The following is a 20167-nucleotide window of genomic DNA, read 5'->3' as shown; positions in this document are numbered from 1 at the left end:
AAGCTCCTCTTAATTTTGAGAATAATAAGTATATTTACAGCTATGTAGACCATTTGGGAAATGTCCGCGTAAGCTACTTTAACAATGGAAACGGCGCAGAAGTTCTTGAAGAAAACAACTATTATCCTTTTGGATTAAAGCATGAAGGGTACAATGCCCCAGCCGGAAATCCTGCGTATAAGTATCAGTATAACGGTAAGGAACTCCAACAGGAAACCGGCTGGAACGATTACGGAGCGAGAATGTATATGCCTGAGCTGGGAAGATGGGGCGTGATGGATCCTTTGGCGGAAGCTCTAAGAAGACATACGCCGTATAATTATGGGGTTAATAATCCCGTATCTTTTATAGATCCTGATGGAAGATTATCCCAATCCTTCATGGATGGATTATCCGGATTAGGAAGCGGTACCTACACCAATACCGGAAGCGGTTTCAGTGATGGAATGGGCAGCGGGATAGACTATAACGGAAAACGGTTCATTGGAGGAGCTTCAACTCCTAATACAGCATTGGGACCTAGACCAAGTTGGTGGGAACGTACTGCCAGTTGGCTGACCGATAGATTTAGAGGAAGAGGTGCAGGAATTACTACCACTTTACCGGGGGCCACAGTTTCAAGAGTAGGGACCGTAGAAGTGGGACCTGTGGAACCTGCAACACCTTATGATCCAATGCAGGATCCAAAGTATGATGCAGCGTATGTACGAAGATTCGATGGTCCTATTCAATATGTAGGGGGAGCAAATGATGTAACTGGTTTTTTTGAGGTAGCTGGAATAGCTCTCGCTGCTTCAGATAGCAAGGCAATGAATTATGCAGCTTTGCCATTTTTGTTAATGACAAAACATGGAGATGATGCATTAAAAATTCTAGCTGCTGAAAAAGGATTTATAATAAGTACTGGGAAAACTAAAAAGGACAATTAAAAGCAGATTACTTATTTGAAAATTCAAATGATGCAAAAAATTTCGGAGCTTCAGTTCTAGGAACTGATAAGAAAAGAATATATAATAAAACAGGTAAATGGATTGGTTGGGAAAATAAAAGTGGAGATCAAGTTTATTGGGGACACGGAGATTGGGGAAATGGAAAAGGTTCCTCAACATTTCCACATCTCAATTATAGTATAAGAGGACAGCAAGGACATTTCTTTTTAAATAATAAAATTCAAAGTAAGGGATTTGAGAATGAATTTAAGCAATATTTTAATTTAGGAAAATAATGAAAGATTTTACAGAAGAGCTACAAAAGATTTTTTCGAATACCGGAGATTCTGAGTTAAAAAGATATTCGTATCGCAATAATAAAATTAGTCTTGAAGCTGAGCTTTTTGATGGGGATATTTTGAATATTGAATTTGAAACAGAGATTTTATACTGTAGAAATATCGAGCAAAGAACCCCTTTTACTATAGGATATTTTGAATGTGTAAAACTTTCTGACATTGTAAAGGTGGAGAATAATCACTATACTTTTTCCGGAGGATTTGTAGAAATAATGAAAGCTCAAAGAAATAAACTGAATTTAGTATTTGGATTAAGCATTAAAGAGAATACTCATCTTATAACTTTTTCAAATAGTACCGTTAACCTGGCCTTTGTAGTGAACGAGAAAAATGATTTTAAATGTGAAATTACGTAATTTCTAATTTTCTGGTCATAATTGTTTGTAATTTAACAGCTTGTAAAACAAAAAAAATATATTCATCAAACTCCAGATATTACAGATTTTATTCCATAATTCACTTTAAATTAAACCCTAGTAAAATTGCTAGGGTTTAATTTAAAGTTTGCATTGAGGATTATCCCAATCTTTTATGGATGGATTATCCGGATTAGGAAGTGGTACCAACACTAATACCGGAAGCGGTTTCAGTGATGGAATGGGAAGTGGGATGGACTATAACGAAAAACGTTTTGTTGGAGGAGCTTCAACTCCTAATACAGCATTGGGACCTAGACCAAGTTGGTGGGAACGTGCCGCCAGCTGGCTGACCGATAGATTTAGAGGAAGAGGTGCAGGGATTACAACTTTCTTACCGGGAGCTAAGGTATCTCGAACTGGAACATTAACTGTAGGACAGGTTGAAGCTATTGATTATGATCCCGACGGTGTAAGACTGTTTGGATTAATAAGAAATGCTCATTATAATCGAATGGCTGAATACAGAGAGAGAAGAGATAATCCTTTTTCTAATGCAGGGGAATCCAGTCTTGACAGATCTTTTAGATTAATGAATAGTTCTCACATAGAAATCATGCAGGATTTCGGTGGTGGTGGGTATAATATGTTTGGTGGATATGGAAGGGCAGCGAAAATTGCGACAGCAACAGATGAAGTAGCTAGTATTTTTCCATCAATCACAGATGATATGTATGCAGCCGGACAATATTATATGTATTCTACTAATTCGCTTTCTGGAGGTACTTATACAAAATCAATATCAACACTTATATCATCAGATTCGTCAAGTAGTTTATCACTATTACTTAGAACAATGAATAATGAAGCGAAAAGTGTTGGTGCTCATACATTAATAATAGAAGGGACTTCAATTATTAATCTTAAATTATTTAATCCTGGATTAGCTCAGAGGTTGGGGTTTTTATATACACAAACAGGTGAGTCATCAATCCGTTTAATTCAAACTGTAAAATAATATAAAAAATGGAAAATATAAGTTCGTCTGTTATCAAGTCAAAATTTAAAAGAAGTAAACTTAATTTAAATAAAACAAAATTGTGGGAAGAGCTAAGCCTCTCAGTACAACAAATTATATCGGCTGAAATCAATTTAATAGACAATGAACAAGAAATTATCTGTTATTATAATAATGAATATTGGTGGATATTAACTAATAGAGGTATTACTATTTATGATAATAAAAATATTTCACATATTAAGTTGTCTGAAATTTTAAATATAGAATTGCCGGGTGATATTAAGAAGAATTCTACAAACGATTTTTTGAAGATTTTTACTCAAAATATAGTAGAGACGTTAAAGTTAGAAAAATCCTCATGGTTTGTAATTGTGGAAATTCTAAAGTTCATAACTAAAAAGAATATTAATGTAAAGTAATTTCTATATTGAAGAATTTACCCCCCTGTAATCTTCCCCATAAAGTGTGTAAGTTAACTTATAGTTTTAGACAAAGACTTCACTAAATAAATTAGGGTATTGACGACAATATCCTAATTTATTTCATATAATTTAAAATATTGCAAAAGTTCTTGAAGAAACCACTAGTATCCTTTTGGATTAAAGCATGAAGGGTACAATACCCCAGCCGGAAACCCTGCGTATAAATATCAGTATAACGGTAAAGAACTCCAGCAGGAAACTGGCTGGAATGACTACGGAGCGAGAATGTATATGCCGGATGTTGGACGGTGGGGAGTTGTAGACCCGTTGGCAGAACAGTATCGCAGACACTCAACTTACAATTATGCCGTAAATAATCCTATAAGATTTATCGACCCAGACGGGAGAGGTATTGAAGAAACAACATCAGGGACCACTTACACGGGAGCTGATGCTCAAGTTGCATTTTTACAACTAAGAAATTCAGTGTCAAATTCCTCTAACAACTTACCTGATTGGCGTGAGGATGGGAAAGGTAATTTAATAAAAGAAAAAGGAGATAATGCTAGTACATTATTAAGTTATGTTAATAATAATTGAACTCATCTCGACTTTTTCATCATCTTTTTACAGGCAATAACAATAAAAGCTAAATAATTAAATCCTATCCAGCTGGTAATGGTGGTATCAAACCTGTTGAGCACCGATCTGAAACTATCCAGCCAGGCATTTGTTCTTTCTATGGCGTATCGCTCTTTGTATAGTTGATGATCAAAATAATGGTCATTATCTGTATTAGAGTTTCTTTTATTATGAGCAATATTGGCTATTATCCCCAATTCTGACGCTCTTAAACGTAGATTCTCCGCATCAAATCCGGCATCAAAATTCACAAAAAGACCATCCAATGAGATACCCGACTCCTGTAAAAAATTGGTCATTTCTGTAAAATGTTTTTCAATATTAAACAAATCGTTATGATTTCCACACACAGGGATCGACATGGCCAGTGGCAAGCCATTTCGATCCGACAAATAAAGGGCATTAGTTGTTTTACGCTTTTTCCTACCCTGATATCCAACGGCTTCACCTCCCCTTAACGCCGGAGTGTGGCTGCCGTCTACATCTGCGCTGGACAAATCGATCATTGATTTATTGTTTTGTAAAATACCACTCCAGCAGGCTCTCCATATTCCGGCTTTACACCATTGACGGTAGTAGCCGAAAACTGTCTTATAATGTAGAACTTCTTTACTGAACAATTGTAAAACAGGTAAAAGATACCATTGAATGCCTGTTTTAAGTTTATATAAAATACAGTTAATAATCTCACAAATAGGTGCTTTTGATTTGAAACCTCTTTTTCCAATTGGAATATAAGGTGCAATTTCTAATTCTATTGTATCTTTGCTTAGTACTTGGTACAAGGGATAGGATTTTTTTTTGTTTAGCGGCACTAATTTCCTAATCCCTTTTTTTATAGCAAACAACTAATCTATTTTTTTTTAATAAGTCAAGATCACTTCATTATAAGGATGCAAAGCTTAGCGAATCCGCTGCGAAAACTTTATATTCTACACTTGAGGATGGAAAAGTTAATTTAGATCAATTAAATCCAGAAACCTTAAATAAAAATTTATTTGGATATAATTATCCGGGGGGAAAAACCCAAGAAAATATAATGGTGAATCCGATTATTCAGTACCACCAACTGAAATAGAAGTTCCAGCTTTTATTCACGATAAGGATTATGATAAATTACACGCTGTAGGAGCGGGTGCATTATTTAACAATACAGCTACAATTACAGCAGATGATCGTTTTGTTAATAGTATGGGTAAATTAGAAGACAAGTATCGAAAAGAAGGAAATACTAAACTTATGATTCAGGCAAAAATATTAGGAAGGGGATTAAATAGTGCTTCTCAGCCTAAAAGACAAACTATAAAGAGTATTTTGAAACAAGCTATAACATTTCCATCACTAAGATAATATATGAAAAGAAATAAAATTTTATTCGGTACAATGCTATTTAGCTTAATATATGTATTGTTAGGGACTTTGGTTGTTTTGGTTAGTTTTCCAGAATACTCTTTGTTCGACTTCGATTATAATAGCCCCCTATGGACACCACTCGTAATAATTACTTATCCTGTTAATATTTTATTATTTGGATTAGTTATGGTTGATGTCTCATTTTTATCAATATTCATATTGCAAACAATAGTTTTTCTAATTTTATGGTTTATCTTATATAAGCTGGTTTTATATTACTTAAAGATAAAAGATAGAAAAAAGAATTAATAACAACAAAGAAGGTGTATCACAACTAACCGATGTTGGGTTGAGAATGGTTTAAACGAAACCCTGCTCGTATAGAGATATAGAAAAATTTCATAAAAAAGGCCGTTTTCACGAGTTGTGAGACGGCCTATTAATTCTAAAGTTTCATGGAAGATTATCCTGTAATCTTCCCCAAAAACAGTATCATTTAAAAATATAGTTTTTAAATTTGGAATACTATGAAAAACAGTAAATTTTCAGAAGTTCAGATTATTAAGATTTTAGCTGAACAAAATCAAGGAAAAACAGTGAATGAGATTTGCCGTGAACACGGGATCAGCCAGCCGACATTTTACAAATGGAAGAGTAAATATGGTGGTTTGGATGTGCAGCAACTCTCTAAAATGAAGGAATTGGAAAAGGAACTCTCACAATATAAAAAGATCGTGGCTGAACTTACGCTGGAAAACGTGGTAATGAAAGATGTGATTGCAAAAAAGCTTTAACACCTTCCGAGAAGCGGGAACTGGTCGTTTATTCCGGATCGGAACACGGAATAAGCATTCGGAATGCGTGTAGACTTTTTATCATAAACAGTTCGGTATTTTATTATAAAAGAAAGAAAAATAATGAGGATGATAAGATTCGGGAGGAGTTGATTTTGCTCGCAGAACAGCATCAGACCTGGGGATTTTGGACAATGCACCACCGTTTGAGAAATTTGGGTTTCGGGTGGAATCACAAACGGGTTTACAGGATTTACAAATCGATTAAACTGAATCTAAGAAGTAAACGAAAGAAACGGCTTCCGGCAAGGGTGAAAGAGCCTTTGCTTCGTCCTGTTTATCCTAACGTAACGTGGAGTATGGATTTTATGCACGATACTCTGGAGAATGGTAAAAGCGTTAGAAGCCTTAATATCATTGATGATTTTAACAGAGAAATTTTGAATATTACCATCGACACGAGTTTACCATCAGCAAGAGTTGTTTCTGAGCTGGAACAACTAATCGACTGGCGTGGGAAACCTGAAAAGATAAGAGTTGACAATGGTCCAGAGTTTATTGCTGAAAAACTAAAAGACTGGTGCAATAAAAATGAAGTCGCGCTTCATTATATTCAGCCTGGAAAACCAACGCAAAACTCTTTGGTAGAAAGATTCAACAGAACTTTTCGGACAGAATTCTTAGATGTTTATTTATTTGAGAACATCAGTCAGATGAGACATTATTCGGAAATTTGGATGTGGATGTATAATAATGAGCGGCCTCACAAATCATTGCAATACCTCACGCCAAGGGGTTTTTTATTGAAATATGGAAAACTAACCCAAACTAAGGCCAACGAGTTTCCCACATTCCAACAAAATTTTAACAACGACAACAATAAATTATTAACTAAAAACTCTACTTTTAAGTGTACTTAAGATGGGTGAGATTACACTTTGAGCGAATTACAGTTTGATTACAGCCCGTATTTATATGTTTATGGGAATCCGATACGATTTAACGATCCAACAGGAATGATCGGAGAAGAAGATCCGCCGAAGAAAGGTTCTAGTCCTGATAACCCCATTGAAATTGGAGAAATTCAATTAACTAAGCATGTATCAGATTCTCGACTTGCGTTTATGGGTATTCACAGCTTATATGCTTATCATACCTCACAAAATAGTTTAGCTGCTGCAATTAGAAATAGTAATGCTGCTCTTGCTACGGAAAAGTTTGAAAAAAATCTTGCTTTTGCAATGGGAACTTTCCTAATGGGTGGAAGTAATCTTGCTGCTTCTGCAGGATGGGCTACTTTTGATACTGTGGTTGATTATCAAGATGAAGAGACTCAAGATGCAGTTGGAACTATTCAGTTAATGGCTATGCTGATTCAAGTGAGTCATGGAAATACTAATGGAATACAAAAATTTGTTAATGTAGATGCTTCTAGAATTAATATTGCAAAAGGAATTACTCGTTTTACGCCTCTACGTTTAAGTGGGGAACCAGTGAGTGCTGGATGGAAACATGTATTAGAAGGACATTTTAACAGACCATTAGGCAACAATAGATCAGTTTTTAGTACAACAGAAGAGCAATTAAAAAATATATTACAGAGTAAAACTGTAATTAATTCTCCATTAACACCATTGACTTGGGGGCAATTTCAAAGAACTGTAGATACAGGTCAAATAATAGGTAATGCATCTTTAAAGCAAGGAGGAGCAGCTACCTCTTAGATTAATGTAATTACAGACTATAAGGGAAATTTAATAACAACATATCCAATAGCACCATAATGAGTCATATTATATTAAGAAAATGGGAACAATTAAAACAGAGTATAATCCAGGATAGAGATAATTTGGATGCTTACTCTTTATTGAAATTATTACTAGATTGGACACAAGAAATAAAAGAGTTAAAGGATGTTCAAATACAAAATTTATATAAAGATTACTTCAGTTATTATGAAAAGCTAAATATAGAAGAGATCTTTTATGCAGATAATGTTGTTTGGTATTCATTAGATGAAATTATTCAATATGATATTATACAATCCAAAGTTGATTCTCCTCAATGGGCAATTATACATACGAGAGACATTATATTTAATCTTTTGGTGTTTAAATCTGATAAAGATTGTCCTTGTTGCCATGATGATAATCTTCGTGCATTTGTAGAAATTGACTCTGAAAAATTAGTCTTTGAATGTGATATATGTTTATGCGTAGTTGATGAAAATAATAATAAACAGAATATAGGAGAAAAGTTGATTGTTCCGGCACCTGCTTCTTTTATAAGGTTAAAAAACATTAAACCCAGTCCAATTTAATCAATCATACAACTTTGTATATGAAAACAGAACAATAGAAATAAATCTTTGGGATAATGTTTAGGTATAGAATAAAAGGGTTGATTTTTTTATATTTGTGGTAATGAATAAAAAACTATGAAAATATTGTCCGCTTAAATAAAAATCAATTTCCATTTTTGTGTACAATTATTGTTGACAATTTGGATGACAAGAATTTAAAACTAGATTATAATATTTTGAAAAATCAATTATTAGATTGGGAAATTAATTATAATATTTTTTCAGCAAATGATTTATGGTTCAACACAAACAGTATTTGATTACCTCAGATGATACGAGTGTCTCGCTCGTTCCTTTGTAAACAAAAAACCTCGCAATTTACGAGGTTTTTTGTTTACAAAATGCTTTGCAATTTAGTGTGTTTGAGAAAAGAATTAAGGAGAGCGCAGATATGTTGAGAGCTACATTATTTCCTAAAAGTGGAGGAGCGCCAGACTTTATAGATTTAACACAAGGACAAATTAAGGCTATTCAATTGGTGAAGAAAGTTCCTGCAATAAAATTAAATCATGCATTACAAGGAGCCGGAATTTTCTCAACAGATGCAAATTTTGCAAGAGAATTTATAAAGAAATATTAAAAATATGTATAGTTATATCTGTTATCTAAAAAAAAGCGAAGGAAATGCCCATATAACCCAAATGTTAAGTAATATTTTTAAATGTGACGAAGAATATATAGGTGATCTATTAAACCCTGAAAATTTTGAAATAAGATTTGAAAATAGAATATTGGATAATGTTTCAGAGTTTTATGTTGAATTAAATGTTTATCTTAATGATGATAATAATATTACAACTGTTTTTGGATGTAATTTTTTGTTTGGAATTGAGGTATCTAAATACTTAAACGAAGAAGTTTTAGTAAGTAGCCGAAACGATGATCCTTATGAGTGGATCTTAATTGGCGATAGCTCGTTTTTTATTGCTGAAGAAAAGGATAATGATGTCCCAGGTATTACTTTATTACGATCCAATAATTCTGAAATATCTTATAACAAGGCTATGCTTATCAGTAGTTGATTACTAAAATTAATACCTGCTTTGGGGAAGATAATTATCCTATCTTACTAGTATGTAACTTGATCCTACGAATTTATAAATTAACCCTAGTAAAATTGCTAGGGTTTAATTTTAAAATCCAGATAGAAATGACGCCAAAACTTATACGGGTTAGGATGCCATTAATGCTTTCATGAACTACAAAGAAAATATGGATGCAGGACGGTCTGCAAATTTCAATCGGTTTCGGCTACTTTTTCTCTTTTGAATGGAGACGGAAAAAATCCGTTTTCGCATATTGATTTTACAAAGTTTGGGGCAGAGAACATTAATGAAGAAGCTAATTTATTTCAAAATTGGCTTGCTAATTTAGATGAAGAGCCTACAAATTTCTTTGGTAAAGGTGATCTTCCAAACTTTCATAACAAATTTGATGAAATGTATTCGCGATTTAAAAATACCAAAGGAGACGGTATTTTTAGAGCTTTTGGGCATGGCGATTTTGGTGGAATATGGATGGCGACAATACATTTATCAGAAAGGCAGAAAATTTTGATAAGTCGATGAAGGTTAAAATAAAAACTGGAAAAATGTTGATACCATAAAAAATGCTGTTTTGATATTGTATGTTTGTAGATCAGGTACTGCCACTAAGGATGACGAGTCTTTAGAAATGAAAATATCTGCTGCACACCCAAATTTAACAGTGGTAGCCTTTCATGGTTATGTATCATATGACGAATCGGTTAAAGGAATACAAAATGTAAATAAAAGACTAAATTCAGGAGATGGTATGGGAGTTATTGTTTTTTATAGAAATGGAAAATTTCTGACAGGTGAAGCTTATAAGACATTTAGACAAAGATTTAAAAATTTTCAATAAATTATAAAATGAAGAAAAGTATATTAATTGCAACGATAGTATTATTAGGTTGTGGTAAGGTAAGTAAAAAGGATGCTATCACAGAAGATAGTCATAATATCGCAAAGCAACCTTTTGCTACAACCTCTGAGATGTCTAATCTTCCGTTCATCAATAAAGATATAGAAGAAAGCTTAAAAAATGCAATAATAAAAGGAGATACTATTTCTTATCAAAAATGTTATAAGCAATTTGTAATAAATGGCTATGATAAGGAATTTTTATACTATGCAATTCTTATGGCTGAAAAAAACAACTACAAAAAAGCATATACAGATATTTCTAAAATTTTATCTATCGGAGTAGATGATCCAAAATATAATTTTTCAAGTAAGTTTGGTACATTTACAATGTTAAAAGCATATGAGATGGGTGACGAGATAGGAAAGGATAATGTGACAAATAGATATATAAAATTTAATAAGCAAATTCCAAAATCTTCTTCAATTTATTGTAATGATTAACTAATAATTAGTAGTCCTTAAGACAAAGCATGAAATAGAAGAAAATCATCTTACAGATTTTATTCAATAATTCACTATAAATTAACCCTAGTAAAATTGCTAGGGTATAGCAGTAGAATAGTTCAGCATCCTGATGGAAGATGGGGATTAGTTATAAATCATGATTATACTAAAATTATACAAATAACAACAAGTTCAGCAGTAAAATGGAAATAGAATTTTTATTAAGCGAAAAAACCTTATTAATAACTAGTTATATCAAGCTTATTGGCAAAAAGGATTTCGACAAAGTAATTATTAAAAAGAATGATATTAAATCTATCAATATGCAATTTGGAGAAATATCCAATCAGAATTTAGTAATAAGAGTATCTTTCAAAACTTTCAAAAATGATTATATTTTTAATACTTCTGATATTCTAGTCAAGAATAGAGAAATTATTTTGATGGGAATTCTCAATAATCCTTTAGGATTATACAATCAAGGATATATAGATAATTTTAAGTTGCTTTCAGATAAAAGAGAAAAAATAAGATGGTATGAATTGACAAATAAAGAAAAATACTACTATTTAAGAGGATGTTGTTTATTAAGTGGAGTTAGAGAAAATATAGATAATACCTCTTCTATTATAGTCATTGATTTATCGAAAGTTGCAACTGATTTGGATGTATATTATGAAATTGGAAAAGCATTTTTTAATTCATACGGTTATTTTGGTACTGAATTTCATTCTTTTAGAGATTGTTTAGTTAGTATTGGTGAATCCATGAAAAAAAGAGAAAAAATACCATCTTTAAAAATAAAAGGATATAGGAATTTCAAAAAATATTTTTCAAAAAATATTTTATTTAGTGATTTTTACGAGCAATTTACTAGTGTTGGTTTTGAAATAATAAATTAATAATACATTTTAATCTAGCAATTATAATATGAAAAATTTGTAGTTTGGCACATTATACATAGCCGATCTCGCAAAATTAATTCATGATTCACTAAAAATTAACCCTAGTAAAAATTGCTAGGGTTAATTTTAAGTTTTAATGGATTGTCCGGATTAGGAAGCGGTACCTACACCAATACCGGAAGCGGTTTCAGTGATGGAATGGGAAGCGGGATGGACTATAACGGAAAACGGTTCATAGGAGGAACTTCAACTCCTAATACAACATTGGGACCTAGACTGTACGTCTTCAAACCAACTTAGACATTTTAGTTTAAATCCTTAAGGAGGATTTTCGATTTATAAACTTACTAATTTTTGTTGGTTATATATTTGTCTTCTTTTTCGGATGGATTCCGCTTTTGTTTGCTTTCTTTTTTCCAAAATCTGTTCTGATCTTCCGAAGTACACATCTGCTGGAGTGAGGTTATTTATCGACTCGTGATAGCGCTTGTTATTGTAGTTTTCTACAAACTTCTCCAGTGCCTGGATGAGTTCCTCGGGATGATAAAAATGATTTAGTTTCACTACATTTTTCATCGTTCTGTGATAACGTTCAATCTTGCCCTGGGTCTGCGGATGCATTGGTTTTCCGTGAACCTGTTTCATCCTTAAATCGTCTTTCAGATAGCTTTTCAACTCATTGGAGACGTAGCAGGAACCGTTGTCCGAGAGCAGTTTCGGTTTGGCTTTGGTCTTTAATTTTGCTTTTTTAATGGCTGTGTCCACCGTTCGTTTCACATCTTCGGCTTTCATTGAGTCGCATAGCTCCCAGTGAATGATGTAGCGGCTGTAATCGTCCAAGATCGTGCTCAGATAGTACCATCCCCAGCCTATGATCTTGAAATAAGTAAAATCTGTCTGCCACATTTGATGCACAAATTCCGTTTTGTCTTTGAACTCATTTGCTGCCGAAAGAAGAAAATGATTCGGTGCCGGGATTAAGTCTCTTTGCTTCAAAATCCGGTAAACACTAGATTCTGAAATAAAAACACTTTGCTCATCGGTAATTTTGTAGGCCAGTTCCCTTGCAGATAATTCGGTGTGTTCCAAAGCGATCTCTACTACCAGATCTTTCTGTCTTTCAGGAATGCTGTTCCATTGCCTATGGTTTGTTCTTTTCGTAGTTTCCAAGCCATCATAGCCGTTTTCCAAGTAGCTTTGATACCATTTGTAAAAGCTGCTTCTAGCAATTCCAAAACTTTCCAAGGTTCGTTTCACGCCGAGTTCACTTGTGGTTACCGTTTGAATGATCTCGTATTTCTCAGCTGCCGATAATCTCATATATTTCCTGTATTTATCGATTAATCCAGCCTGTCTAAACTTTTTTTTACAATGTCATAGCGAACGACCAGATCAGCTACGATCTCTTTCAAACGTGCATTTTCCTTCTTCAGATCTGATACTTCATCACTCGTAGCCTCGCGAGCGACATCTCCATTTAAGCGCTTCTTTCCTGCTTCCATAAACTCCTTGTTCCAGGCATAAAACTGCGACTGTGCAATATTATGGTTCCTGCAAAGTTCGGCTACGGAAGTCTCCGCTCGAAGACCTTCCATCACGATTAAAATCTTTTGCTCTGCAGTGAATATTCTGCGGGTGTTCTGCCGAATATCTTTTACGAATTTCTCGGTCGGTTTCTTTTTCGGTGTTGCCATAATTAAAATTACTCTTTTTATGAAAACACTCCTTAAATTTTTAATGTCTAATGTCCACTTTTTGCTGACGATTTACAAGCCTTGAGTTTTAATTTTAAACTCGTCTCCAGTCTTATTTTCTACAACATCATTAATTTTGCTAGAATTATATTCTTCTTCTCTATTGATTTCTATAATTTCGTTCTCATTTTGAATGATAAAATTTAAACTAATATCTTCATATGGTTTGTTTGCCTCATCAAAATGTTTTTGATGCATTTCTTGATAAAATACATTTCCAACTTTATGCTTTCCCAAACGTCCAGCTCTTCCAATAAGATTTTTAAATTTAATTAGGTTTTTATCTCCTAAAATTTTTGTTGCTGTCGTAATGTATATGTTTTTTGTTGTTGTATTAACTCCTTCGATTACAGAAGATGTAGCAAGCAATGTTTTTAGTTCTGAAGAATTAAAGAGATCAATTACTTTTTTTTGTATGAATTTTGGCATAGGTCCATAATGTATTCCTATACCGTTTTTAATTGCCTTTATAGGAGCCCATTCTGGATGAAAATCAGATTCCACACGATCAATCCAACCTTCAGAGATTTTGCTATCTTCATTTAAAGAAAAATCTATTTTGTCCAAAAAAAAAGTTTCTACATCTGATGGAGAATTAAAATATATCAGATTACTTTCAGTGCTATTTTTGATATCTTCTAGTAAAATCTTGCTAAAAGATTTAAGTGGAATGAAATTCTTAGCTACAGGAGCATAATCAGAAGTTAAAGTTTTAAAATTCAAATTATCTAATCCATTAATTTCATTAACTAGCGGTAATAATAAAACAACTTTATCAGCCACATTCAGCGTATCGATAAAAGTTCTGTTTAATAATACTTCTCTACTACTGTTAATTTTATCACTTAACTTATAAGCTTCATCTATCACAAATAAGTTTATCCTTAAATTAAAATATTGAAAAATTTGATAGTATTTCTCTTGAGTTCCAATAAAAATACTTTTATCACCAATAATACTCTGTTCTTTTATTGTATCATAAATGGTATATCCTAAAGGTTTAAATAAAGAATTAAAATCTTCTATCAACTCATCTGCCAAAGAATTTGTAGGTACTAAAAAGACTATCACACTAGGCTGTTCATTAAAAATAAATTCTTTCACCAACATCGTTTTACCAAAGCTTGTTGGTGCAGAAATTAACACTCTTTCATTTTCAATAATTTGATTGTAAATTTTTACCTGCTCTGGAGTAAAAGAAATATTACTATCATTATGATTCAATAAATTACTAATTTGTATGAATTCCAATTGCTTAGAAAAAAAAGAATCATTTTTTTTCTCATTATAGTATGGAGACAATTCATAAAGGAAAAGATCTTCAACATTTACGTCGCTTTCAGAATCATCTAAAAGTTTGATTATAGATTCTCTATTTTTTTGATTTATCATAATTAGTTTTTAAGATCAATAATTAAATCCAAAGCTGCCCTTTGAGCTTTATATATCAATTCGCTTTTAGATTCAACAGGTAAATGATATAAATGAATATTATAATGTGGTGGGAAATTGGATATTTTGATATTATCAACTAGATCATAGGTAACTTGATAAGTGTCAGATTGATTTCTAGTATGCAAGACAAATCCAGATAAAATGAGTGGCAATTGTTTGATTTCGTCCGAAGTTTTTTCGCAGATGTCTCCAGTAATATCTTTAAGTATAATTTCTGTATCTGAACTTGTTACGTTTTTTATAAAATCTGATAATTTGCTATTAAAGCTGCTATCTTCAATTATAGAATGAATACCTTTATTTAAAGTTTTATAAAATTTTGCTTCGCCTAGTACTAAGGTTGTATCAGAAAACATACATACGTCTGCGCCCGTTGATACTTTAGTTAAATTTTCGTTCACAGCAATAACACCAGTAATTAAATCATTATCAACATAATCAATATTCAATCTTGCCAAAAGTGCTTCTGCAAAAAAAGAGTAATATGTCTCATTTTGATTTGATGAAATAGAAGTATAAATTTCCGCATCATTGACACTTGCCTCTCTGTTTATAAAGGAGTTTTCTATAAATCTTTGTAATTGAATTATTCTTTGTTTTGGAGAAATTGCATTGTTTTTTTGAAAAAGATAATTCAGTTTACTTTCATCATACAATATTTGTAAAATATATTGATCTACTTCACTGAAGGTTAAAGAGTGGCTATATACCGAAAAATTGTACTTTTTACAAGTACTGCATTTTTTGTTTAAAATGGTTAGTGACATTGGTTTTAGTTTTTAAAGATAAGTCTATAGGCTTGTCATTTTAGCTAGTAGGCGATATAATGACAGTTCATAGCAACATAAGTCAAACAACTTGAAGTTGTTCTGAGTTATTCCAATTAAGAAACATTTTATTAAGAATTAATTTAATCGATAGGAATTCTTTTTTCTTTCATTTAGGTTTTATCAATGGTTTATAATAGTTTTTAAGGATTTATAAATTTAAAATTCTTTTTAATATATACAATGAATTTAGTTCACTAAAGGGTGCATTTAGCAAAAATAACAAAGAAAATAACGCTAAAATTACGTAATTCCATAATTTGGATATAATTAACATCATTTCAAAATTAGGATCACGAATTAATATTAGCCACAAAAAAGGCTCAACCTAAGTCGAGCCTTTCCTATGAAAAAGTAATTATCCCGAATTACTTAATTTTTTATTTGCTGATTAGCTTCTCCAGCCTCTCCATCATTTCATCTTTCTCTTTCAGCATTCTTTCGTACAAAGCAATTTTCTCATCATATAATTCAACAACTTTATCTATTGGATTAAATGTACAATGATAATTCATTGCAGAAGCAACTGAGTTATCTTTAAAGTCGTGGAATGTATTTGATATTATGTTGATAGCTTGCTCCTCATTAAAATTCTGAAAAGCCTCTAAAGGAATTTTAAGCGCTTTTGAAATTGCTTTCAAAAGATCATCTTCAATTACATCTTTTTGTTCCAACAGAGAAATTTTTTTTTGATTCCATTCCTCGCCTAAGTCAAAAGCTAAAGCCTCCTGCTTGATTCCAAGCATTTCTCTAAAGCGTTTCACATTTCTTCCCTGATGTATTTTCTGTTCCATAGCGGTTATCAAAATTTAAAAGGCTTAAAGATAAAGCCATTTCTGTTAATTCGTCTGAATTGTAAAGTTAAAAAATTATCCTGTAAAATATCCCTTCCAACGGATATTTTATTCACTGAAAGAATAGATTACTCAGTGGTAACAACAGAATTTAGTTCTCACATTTCAAAACCTATTCTTATGAAAAAGACAAAAATATCTTTGGAGACGAGTTTCTGGGCAATCGATGAAATTGAAAATCCATTTCAACTCATCAATGCTTTTTTAAACTATTGTACTATAGATAGTTATAAAAATACGCTTAGCGAAATTATGCTATATGTCTACAAAGCGGAGGTCTGCAAAAAAGACCGTCCCGGAGATGTCTTTGATTTTCATACTGCCGTAAAATCATTTATAAGAGCAGGATATCTGCTGACATTCAAAGCTAAAAAATGGAGAGTAAAAAAGACTCCCGAAGAATGGCAGATCATAAGTCAGGCATCTTTGAACAAGGAAGAATATGAAGATCCGTTTTTGGTTTTTCAAAAAGCATTTGAATGCAAAACACTGGAAGAGTACGAGTTTTTCCTTAATGAAATTGTTCACGTATCACTTTCACCTTACAAAGAGGAATTTGATTATGACCTTATCACTCCCCACATTTACCTTGTTAAAATGTTGGACGCAGCACAGATAATGAGTGAAAGAGGTCTCAAAAAGATCAAAAATAAACCAACAAACGATCCTGAATAATATATCCCTTTCCAGAATAGAATATCCCTCACTCCTTCGTCAACTTTACTAAAGCAAAATTATTGAAATGAAAAAGAACACACCCTTTAGTAAAGAGAAACAGCTTGTACAAACAAGAGAGCAAGCTGAGATCGCATTAAGTATTCTGGTTCAGAATTCTCAAGGAGAAGATCTTGAATTAGGCATATTCTGCCTGCGTGACCAACTGAATAATCCCAGACTTACAGAACTGCTCGATAGCTATCCTGATTTGATTCAAGAATACGAATTGGAGAAATTGTTATCAGGAAAGATTGAGATCAAAGATGCAAGCAGGCGGGATATCAAAACGGCAGGACTGCTGTCCTGCTTGTTATTACTCATTCACTTTTACTTTGACAAGGATAAGGGTAATTTGAGCAAATGCAAGGTTGATGATGTGAATCAATTTGATAGCATAAATTATATAATGAATGCAATCACTTCCGAGGAATGTATTAATGAGCTATTCCTACTAATATTATCAATAGTCGGAATTGATTACTTTAAGAAATATCAAGAAAATATGAAAGACCCTGATTTTGTTTTGAAACAGACTTTGGGATTTGACAGCGATCCCGAAATGGGTGTACGTATCGATATGATGGTATGGTTTGCCTTGGTTCGCTTATTTATTGAGGCTATCTTTATATACTACGATAGTGATTATGAAACTAAAAACGATCAGCTATGAAAACGCCAAATAAATCTCCATTTTCAGTTCTCGCCAACGAGTTCTTGGAAAGTACATTGAATCAGCTTGTACACGACTATTCAATTGTTCAGATATTCCACAAGCAGGAAAAAAACTCAACGAAATCACACCTACTGATCTCCGTTTCTAAAAATGCAGATGCTTTAAAATTGCAGTCAAAAAGATGGGTTGCCGAAGTCAGAGAACAATATCAGGTCTATATTTATTTCATTGATTATTCCAGAATTGAATACCAATTCTCGAAAGGTCATCCATTCATCGAATACTATTGTCAGCAATCATCAATGATTTATCAGAAAGAAGACTCTCGTTCTTCAGTTTTGATCAATAGAAACTGGAAAAAATATCACAAAAAGTTTAATCATTACGAAGATAATTTTCACCACGACCACGAGATACATCAGTTACAGGTCGAAAGGCTGATCGCTGAGAATTCCTACAATAGTGTCTTTACTTCTTATGAAAAACTGATCGAATATGATCTTGAATATTTGGAAGAATTATTTACCGGAAACAGAACATTCGACATTGATCTGAACAAAAGGATAAATAAACTGCTGATCTACATTCCGGAACTCAAACAATATTTTGTCAAAAAGAATCAGCACCAATATTTTATTAGTGAAATTTTTGAAGAAACAAAGAAATCGATTGAAGAGGATGAGTTAATCTACAATTCAGAAATGTTTGATTCATTGCGCATTATTTCGGATTCATTGTATAAATTCATCTCAGTTCGATTCTACAATTTGAAGCATCTTATAAAAAAGCAATACGAGAAGATATGTAATGCTGATGAAGACTTATCCCCAATCGAGGAATCGCCAAAAGATGAAATTCTCGACCGAGCTATTGACAGAATATTGACTTTCGCAGAATTAGAACAGATCTATTTTTTTCATCAAACTACCTATGGGGAAGTAAAAACTTACTATTTACTGCTAATTGGTCTGAACGTAAACAATGAAAAAATTAAAGCCATCACCCATTCTTTGATGAGCCTTTTTGGAACTCAGTATAAGTTTTTATTGGTAGGTCACGATCGTTACTGGATTCAAAAGAATCTCCGTGAGTTCCAGAGTTTCTTTGTTTTCATTATGCAAGGTAAAAATCTCGTCTATTCCTCAGATAAGTATCATCCGGAACCACATTGGGAAACGCCCCATCATCCACAGCACAATGACCTGTATTTTTATTACAAAAGCACATTGGGAAGTTCATTGCAGTTTTATAAACTGATTGATGGAGAAAAAGAAAATTATCAAGGGGTAGATAATATCTTTGCTTTATTTCTCTTGTCCTTTTGTAGAACATACATCTATGCAAAAACCTACTATCTGCCAAATTATATGACCACCGAAGCACTTTGGCAACTATGTATCTACGCAGATATGGACATACATAAGTACCACTATCTATTTGATCAATTCTCTAATAACATATTTTCTTTTACTGATTATAATATGAGCGTACATCACAGTATAGCAAAAGTTAACACTGAGAAAGCAGATCAGATGAAAATGATTGTAGACAAGTTGATGGATGAGCTCAAGGAAACTGTGCTCGGCGGTAAATTAATACTGAGTTTTGAGATAGACTCTTTATATGAAAAAACTATTAATTGAAATGCACGTTCTTTACAATTCAGGACTCTATTCCTCACTTTTCCTCAGTTTCAGATGATCTATGAATAAAATCAAATTTACACTTATGAAAATAGATATCATTACAAAAGAAGATTTACAAATATTCAAGACAGAATTACTGGAAGAAATTAAGAACCTGCTTCAAGTCAAAAATTCAGAAAAGAAATTGTGGCTAAGATCAACGGAGGTCAAAGAACTTCTAAAAATTTCCACTGGAACATTACAGAACCTTCGTGTTAATGGAACTTTGTCTTACACCCGCATTGGAGGAACTTTATATTACAATTACAAAGATATCGAGCAGTTATTAAATAATAAGCCTTCATAATTACTTCATCTTTCTCAAGCTTTTCACTGCGAGATATTTCAATTGGATATCAGCAAATTACTATCAAGCAAATGAATTACATCAAACATTTAACAGCCTTCTTTGGGAAAGTAACACTAGAAAACTCATTAAATTCCACGCATATCAGCCTGTATATGGCTTTATTTCAATTCTGGAACTTCAATCGCTTTAAGAATCCGATTCATATCTCTAGGGATGAGGTTATGCGAATTAGTAAAATACACTCAAGAGCTACTTATCATAAATGTATAAAAGAACTACATTCTTTAGGTTATTTCGACTACCAGCCTTCTTACAATCCATTCGAAGGAAGTCAAGTTAATATGTTTGATTTTTCAGGT

The 20167-nt window shown here is 32.6% G+C and carries 22 protein-coding genes and 3 pseudogenes; 20 read left to right on the top strand and 5 right to left on the bottom strand.

Translation table 11 applies throughout. The features are described 5' to 3' along the window. Positions 1-23: 23 nt before the first annotated feature. From ODZ84_RS23430 to ODZ84_RS23105, 5 genes and pseudogenes are all read left to right on the top strand, one after another. Positions 24-365, top strand: a pseudogene (locus ODZ84_RS23430) (RHS repeat domain-containing protein); the annotation flags it as partial. Between the two features lie 859 nt (positions 366-1224). Further along, positions 1225-1644 (top strand): hypothetical protein, encoded by a 420-nt coding sequence (locus ODZ84_RS09805; RefSeq protein WP_266176837.1) that lies wholly within the window; start codon positions 1225-1227, stop codon positions 1642-1644. 175 nt (positions 1645-1819) lie between these two features. After that, positions 1820-2662 (top strand): hypothetical protein, encoded by an 843-nt coding sequence (locus ODZ84_RS09800; protein WP_266176835.1) that lies wholly within the window; start codon positions 1820-1822, stop codon positions 2660-2662. A gap of 8 nt (positions 2663-2670) precedes the next feature. Then, positions 2671-3084 carry a hypothetical protein gene (locus ODZ84_RS09795; RefSeq protein ID WP_266176834.1) on the top strand — a complete coding sequence of 138 codons (414 nt, stop codon included), beginning with the start codon at positions 2671-2673 and terminating at the stop codon, positions 3082-3084. 231 nt (positions 3085-3315) lie between these two features. After that, a pseudogene (locus ODZ84_RS23105) lies at positions 3316-3687 on the top strand (RHS repeat-associated core domain-containing protein); the annotation flags it as partial. Positions 3688-3689: 2 nt separating this feature from the next. Here the strand turns inward: ODZ84_RS23105 and ODZ84_RS09785 are convergent. Then, positions 3690-4544 carry an IS5 family transposase gene (locus ODZ84_RS09785; RefSeq protein ID WP_266173844.1) on the bottom strand — a complete coding sequence of 285 codons (855 nt, stop codon included), beginning with the start codon at positions 4542-4544 and terminating at the stop codon, positions 3690-3692. 376 nt (positions 4545-4920) lie between these two features. Between ODZ84_RS09785 and ODZ84_RS09780 the strand changes: the two genes are divergently transcribed. The 11 genes and pseudogenes from ODZ84_RS09780 (at position 4921) to ODZ84_RS09730 (ending at position 11833) form a co-directional block, all read left to right on the top strand. Further along, positions 4921-5079 carry a hypothetical protein gene (locus ODZ84_RS09780; RefSeq protein WP_266176833.1) on the top strand — a complete coding sequence of 53 codons (159 nt, stop codon included), beginning with the start codon at positions 4921-4923 and terminating at the stop codon, positions 5077-5079. Positions 5080-5609: 530 nt separating this feature from the next. Further along, positions 5610-6685, top strand: a pseudogene (locus ODZ84_RS09775) (IS3 family transposase); the annotation flags it as partial. 207 nt (positions 6686-6892) lie between these two features. Next, positions 6893-7600, top strand: coding sequence for a hypothetical protein (locus ODZ84_RS09770; protein WP_266176831.1), 708 nt, complete (start codon positions 6893-6895; stop codon positions 7598-7600). A gap of 59 nt (positions 7601-7659) precedes the next feature. Beyond that, positions 7660-8196 carry a hypothetical protein gene (locus tag ODZ84_RS09765; RefSeq protein WP_266176830.1) on the top strand — a complete coding sequence of 179 codons (537 nt, stop codon included), beginning with the start codon at positions 7660-7662 and terminating at the stop codon, positions 8194-8196. A gap of 388 nt (positions 8197-8584) precedes the next feature. Further along, positions 8585-8818: a hypothetical protein gene (locus tag ODZ84_RS09760; RefSeq protein WP_266176828.1), complete on the top strand. Its 234-nt coding sequence runs from the start codon at positions 8585-8587 to the stop codon at positions 8816-8818. A 4-nt stretch (positions 8819-8822) separates the two neighbouring features. Further along, the gene (locus ODZ84_RS09755) at positions 8823-9260 is read left to right on the top strand and encodes a hypothetical protein (RefSeq protein WP_266176827.1); all 438 of its coding nucleotides are present in this window, start codon (positions 8823-8825) and stop codon (positions 9258-9260) included. Between the two features lie 243 nt (positions 9261-9503). Next, positions 9504-9806: a hypothetical protein gene (locus ODZ84_RS09750; protein ID WP_266176825.1), complete on the top strand. Its 303-nt coding sequence runs from the start codon at positions 9504-9506 to the stop codon at positions 9804-9806. Positions 9807-9855: 49 nt separating this feature from the next. Continuing rightward, a complete protein-coding gene (locus tag ODZ84_RS09745) occupies positions 9856-10122 on the top strand; it encodes a hypothetical protein (protein WP_266176824.1) in 267 nt (88 codons plus the stop codon). An 8-nt stretch (positions 10123-10130) separates the two neighbouring features. Continuing rightward, positions 10131-10625 (top strand): hypothetical protein, encoded by a 495-nt coding sequence (locus ODZ84_RS09740; RefSeq protein WP_266176822.1) that lies wholly within the window; start codon positions 10131-10133, stop codon positions 10623-10625. Between the two features lie 206 nt (positions 10626-10831). Then, complete coding sequence (locus ODZ84_RS09735) at positions 10832-11530, top strand: hypothetical protein (protein ID WP_266176821.1); 699 nt, start codon at positions 10832-10834, stop codon at positions 11528-11530. Positions 11531-11644: 114 nt separating this feature from the next. Then, a complete protein-coding gene (locus ODZ84_RS09730; protein WP_266176820.1) occupies positions 11645-11833 on the top strand; it encodes a hypothetical protein in 189 nt (62 codons plus the stop codon). Positions 11834-11869: 36 nt separating this feature from the next. On the opposite strand, the gene ODZ84_RS09725 is transcribed toward ODZ84_RS09730, so the two are convergent. The 4 genes from ODZ84_RS09725 to ODZ84_RS09710 form a co-directional block, all read right to left on the bottom strand. Next, a protein-coding gene (locus tag ODZ84_RS09725; protein WP_408612347.1) for an IS3 family transposase occupies positions 11870-13227 on the bottom strand; the annotation gives its coding sequence in 2 pieces (ribosomal slippage) (positions 11870-12889 and positions 12892-13227; 1356 coding nt in all). Positions 13228-13299: 72 nt separating this feature from the next. Then, a complete protein-coding gene (locus ODZ84_RS09720) occupies positions 13300-14679 on the bottom strand; it encodes a DEAD/DEAH box helicase (RefSeq protein WP_266176819.1) in 1380 nt (459 codons plus the stop codon). A 2-nt stretch (positions 14680-14681) separates the two neighbouring features. Next, on the bottom strand, positions 14682-15509 hold the full coding sequence (locus ODZ84_RS09715; RefSeq protein ID WP_266176818.1) for a hypothetical protein: 828 nt from the start codon (positions 15507-15509) through the stop codon (positions 14682-14684). 440 nt (positions 15510-15949) lie between these two features. After that, complete coding sequence (locus ODZ84_RS09710) at positions 15950-16363, bottom strand: helix-turn-helix domain-containing protein (RefSeq protein ID WP_266176817.1); 414 nt, start codon at positions 16361-16363, stop codon at positions 15950-15952. 180 nt (positions 16364-16543) lie between these two features. Here ODZ84_RS09710 and ODZ84_RS09705 point away from each other — a divergent pair, with 180 nt between their 5' ends. The 4 genes from ODZ84_RS09705 to ODZ84_RS09690 all read left to right on the top strand — a co-directional run bounded on the left by ODZ84_RS09705 (position 16544) and on the right by ODZ84_RS09690 (position 19805). Continuing rightward, positions 16544-17098, top strand: a complete 555-nt coding sequence (locus ODZ84_RS09705; RefSeq protein ID WP_266176815.1) for a hypothetical protein — start codon at positions 16544-16546, stop codon at positions 17096-17098. 67 nt (positions 17099-17165) lie between these two features. Further along, complete coding sequence (locus ODZ84_RS09700) at positions 17166-17810, top strand: hypothetical protein (protein ID WP_266176814.1); 645 nt, start codon at positions 17166-17168, stop codon at positions 17808-17810. Beyond that, positions 17807-19456, top strand: a complete 1650-nt coding sequence (locus ODZ84_RS09695) for a hypothetical protein (protein WP_266176813.1) — start codon at positions 17807-17809, stop codon at positions 19454-19456. The genes ODZ84_RS09700 and ODZ84_RS09695 overlap by 4 nt, the downstream gene beginning before the upstream one ends. A gap of 85 nt (positions 19457-19541) precedes the next feature. After that, complete coding sequence (locus ODZ84_RS09690) at positions 19542-19805, top strand: helix-turn-helix domain-containing protein (protein ID WP_129534934.1); 264 nt, start codon at positions 19542-19544, stop codon at positions 19803-19805. The last annotated feature ends 362 nt before the right edge of the window (positions 19806-20167 follow it).

The organism is Chryseobacterium fluminis (assembly GCF_026314945.1).
Classification (GTDB): domain Bacteria; phylum Bacteroidota; class Bacteroidia; order Flavobacteriales; family Weeksellaceae; genus Chryseobacterium; species Chryseobacterium fluminis.
Note: the sequence above shows the minus strand (reverse complement) of the source record. Positions and strands in the feature narration are given on the sequence as shown.

Coding starts and splice junctions, on each gene's coding strand:
- ODZ84_RS09755 (WP_266176827.1), top strand. CDS start 8,823: ATGTATAGTTATATCTGTTATCTAAAAAAAAGCGAAGGAAATGCCCAT.
- ODZ84_RS09720 (WP_266176819.1), bottom strand. CDS start 14,679: ATGATAAATCAAAAAAATAGAGAATCTATAATCAAACTTTTAGATGAT.
- ODZ84_RS09800 (WP_266176835.1), top strand. CDS start 1,820: ATGGATGGATTATCCGGATTAGGAAGTGGTACCAACACTAATACCGGA.
- ODZ84_RS09735 (WP_266176821.1), top strand. CDS start 10,832: ATGGAAATAGAATTTTTATTAAGCGAAAAAACCTTATTAATAACTAGT.
- ODZ84_RS09770 (WP_266176831.1), top strand. CDS start 6,893: ATGATCGGAGAAGAAGATCCGCCGAAGAAAGGTTCTAGTCCTGATAAC.
- ODZ84_RS09715 (WP_266176818.1), bottom strand. CDS start 15,509: ATGTCACTAACCATTTTAAACAAAAAATGCAGTACTTGTAAAAAGTAC.
- ODZ84_RS09780 (WP_266176833.1), top strand. CDS start 4,921: ATGGGTAAATTAGAAGACAAGTATCGAAAAGAAGGAAATACTAAACTT.
- ODZ84_RS09740 (WP_266176822.1), top strand. CDS start 10,131: ATGAAGAAAAGTATATTAATTGCAACGATAGTATTATTAGGTTGTGGT.
- ODZ84_RS09700 (WP_266176814.1), top strand. CDS start 17,166: ATGAAAAAGAACACACCCTTTAGTAAAGAGAAACAGCTTGTACAAACA.
- ODZ84_RS09705 (WP_266176815.1), top strand. CDS start 16,544: ATGAAAAAGACAAAAATATCTTTGGAGACGAGTTTCTGGGCAATCGAT.
- ODZ84_RS09690 (WP_129534934.1), top strand. CDS start 19,542: ATGAAAATAGATATCATTACAAAAGAAGATTTACAAATATTCAAGACA.
- ODZ84_RS09795 (WP_266176834.1), top strand. CDS start 2,671: ATGGAAAATATAAGTTCGTCTGTTATCAAGTCAAAATTTAAAAGAAGT.
- ODZ84_RS09710 (WP_266176817.1), bottom strand. CDS start 16,363: ATGGAACAGAAAATACATCAGGGAAGAAATGTGAAACGCTTTAGAGAA.
- ODZ84_RS09765 (WP_266176830.1), top strand. CDS start 7,660: ATGAGTCATATTATATTAAGAAAATGGGAACAATTAAAACAGAGTATA.
- ODZ84_RS09695 (WP_266176813.1), top strand. CDS start 17,807: ATGAAAACGCCAAATAAATCTCCATTTTCAGTTCTCGCCAACGAGTTC.
- ODZ84_RS09805 (WP_266176837.1), top strand. CDS start 1,225: ATGAAAGATTTTACAGAAGAGCTACAAAAGATTTTTTCGAATACCGGA.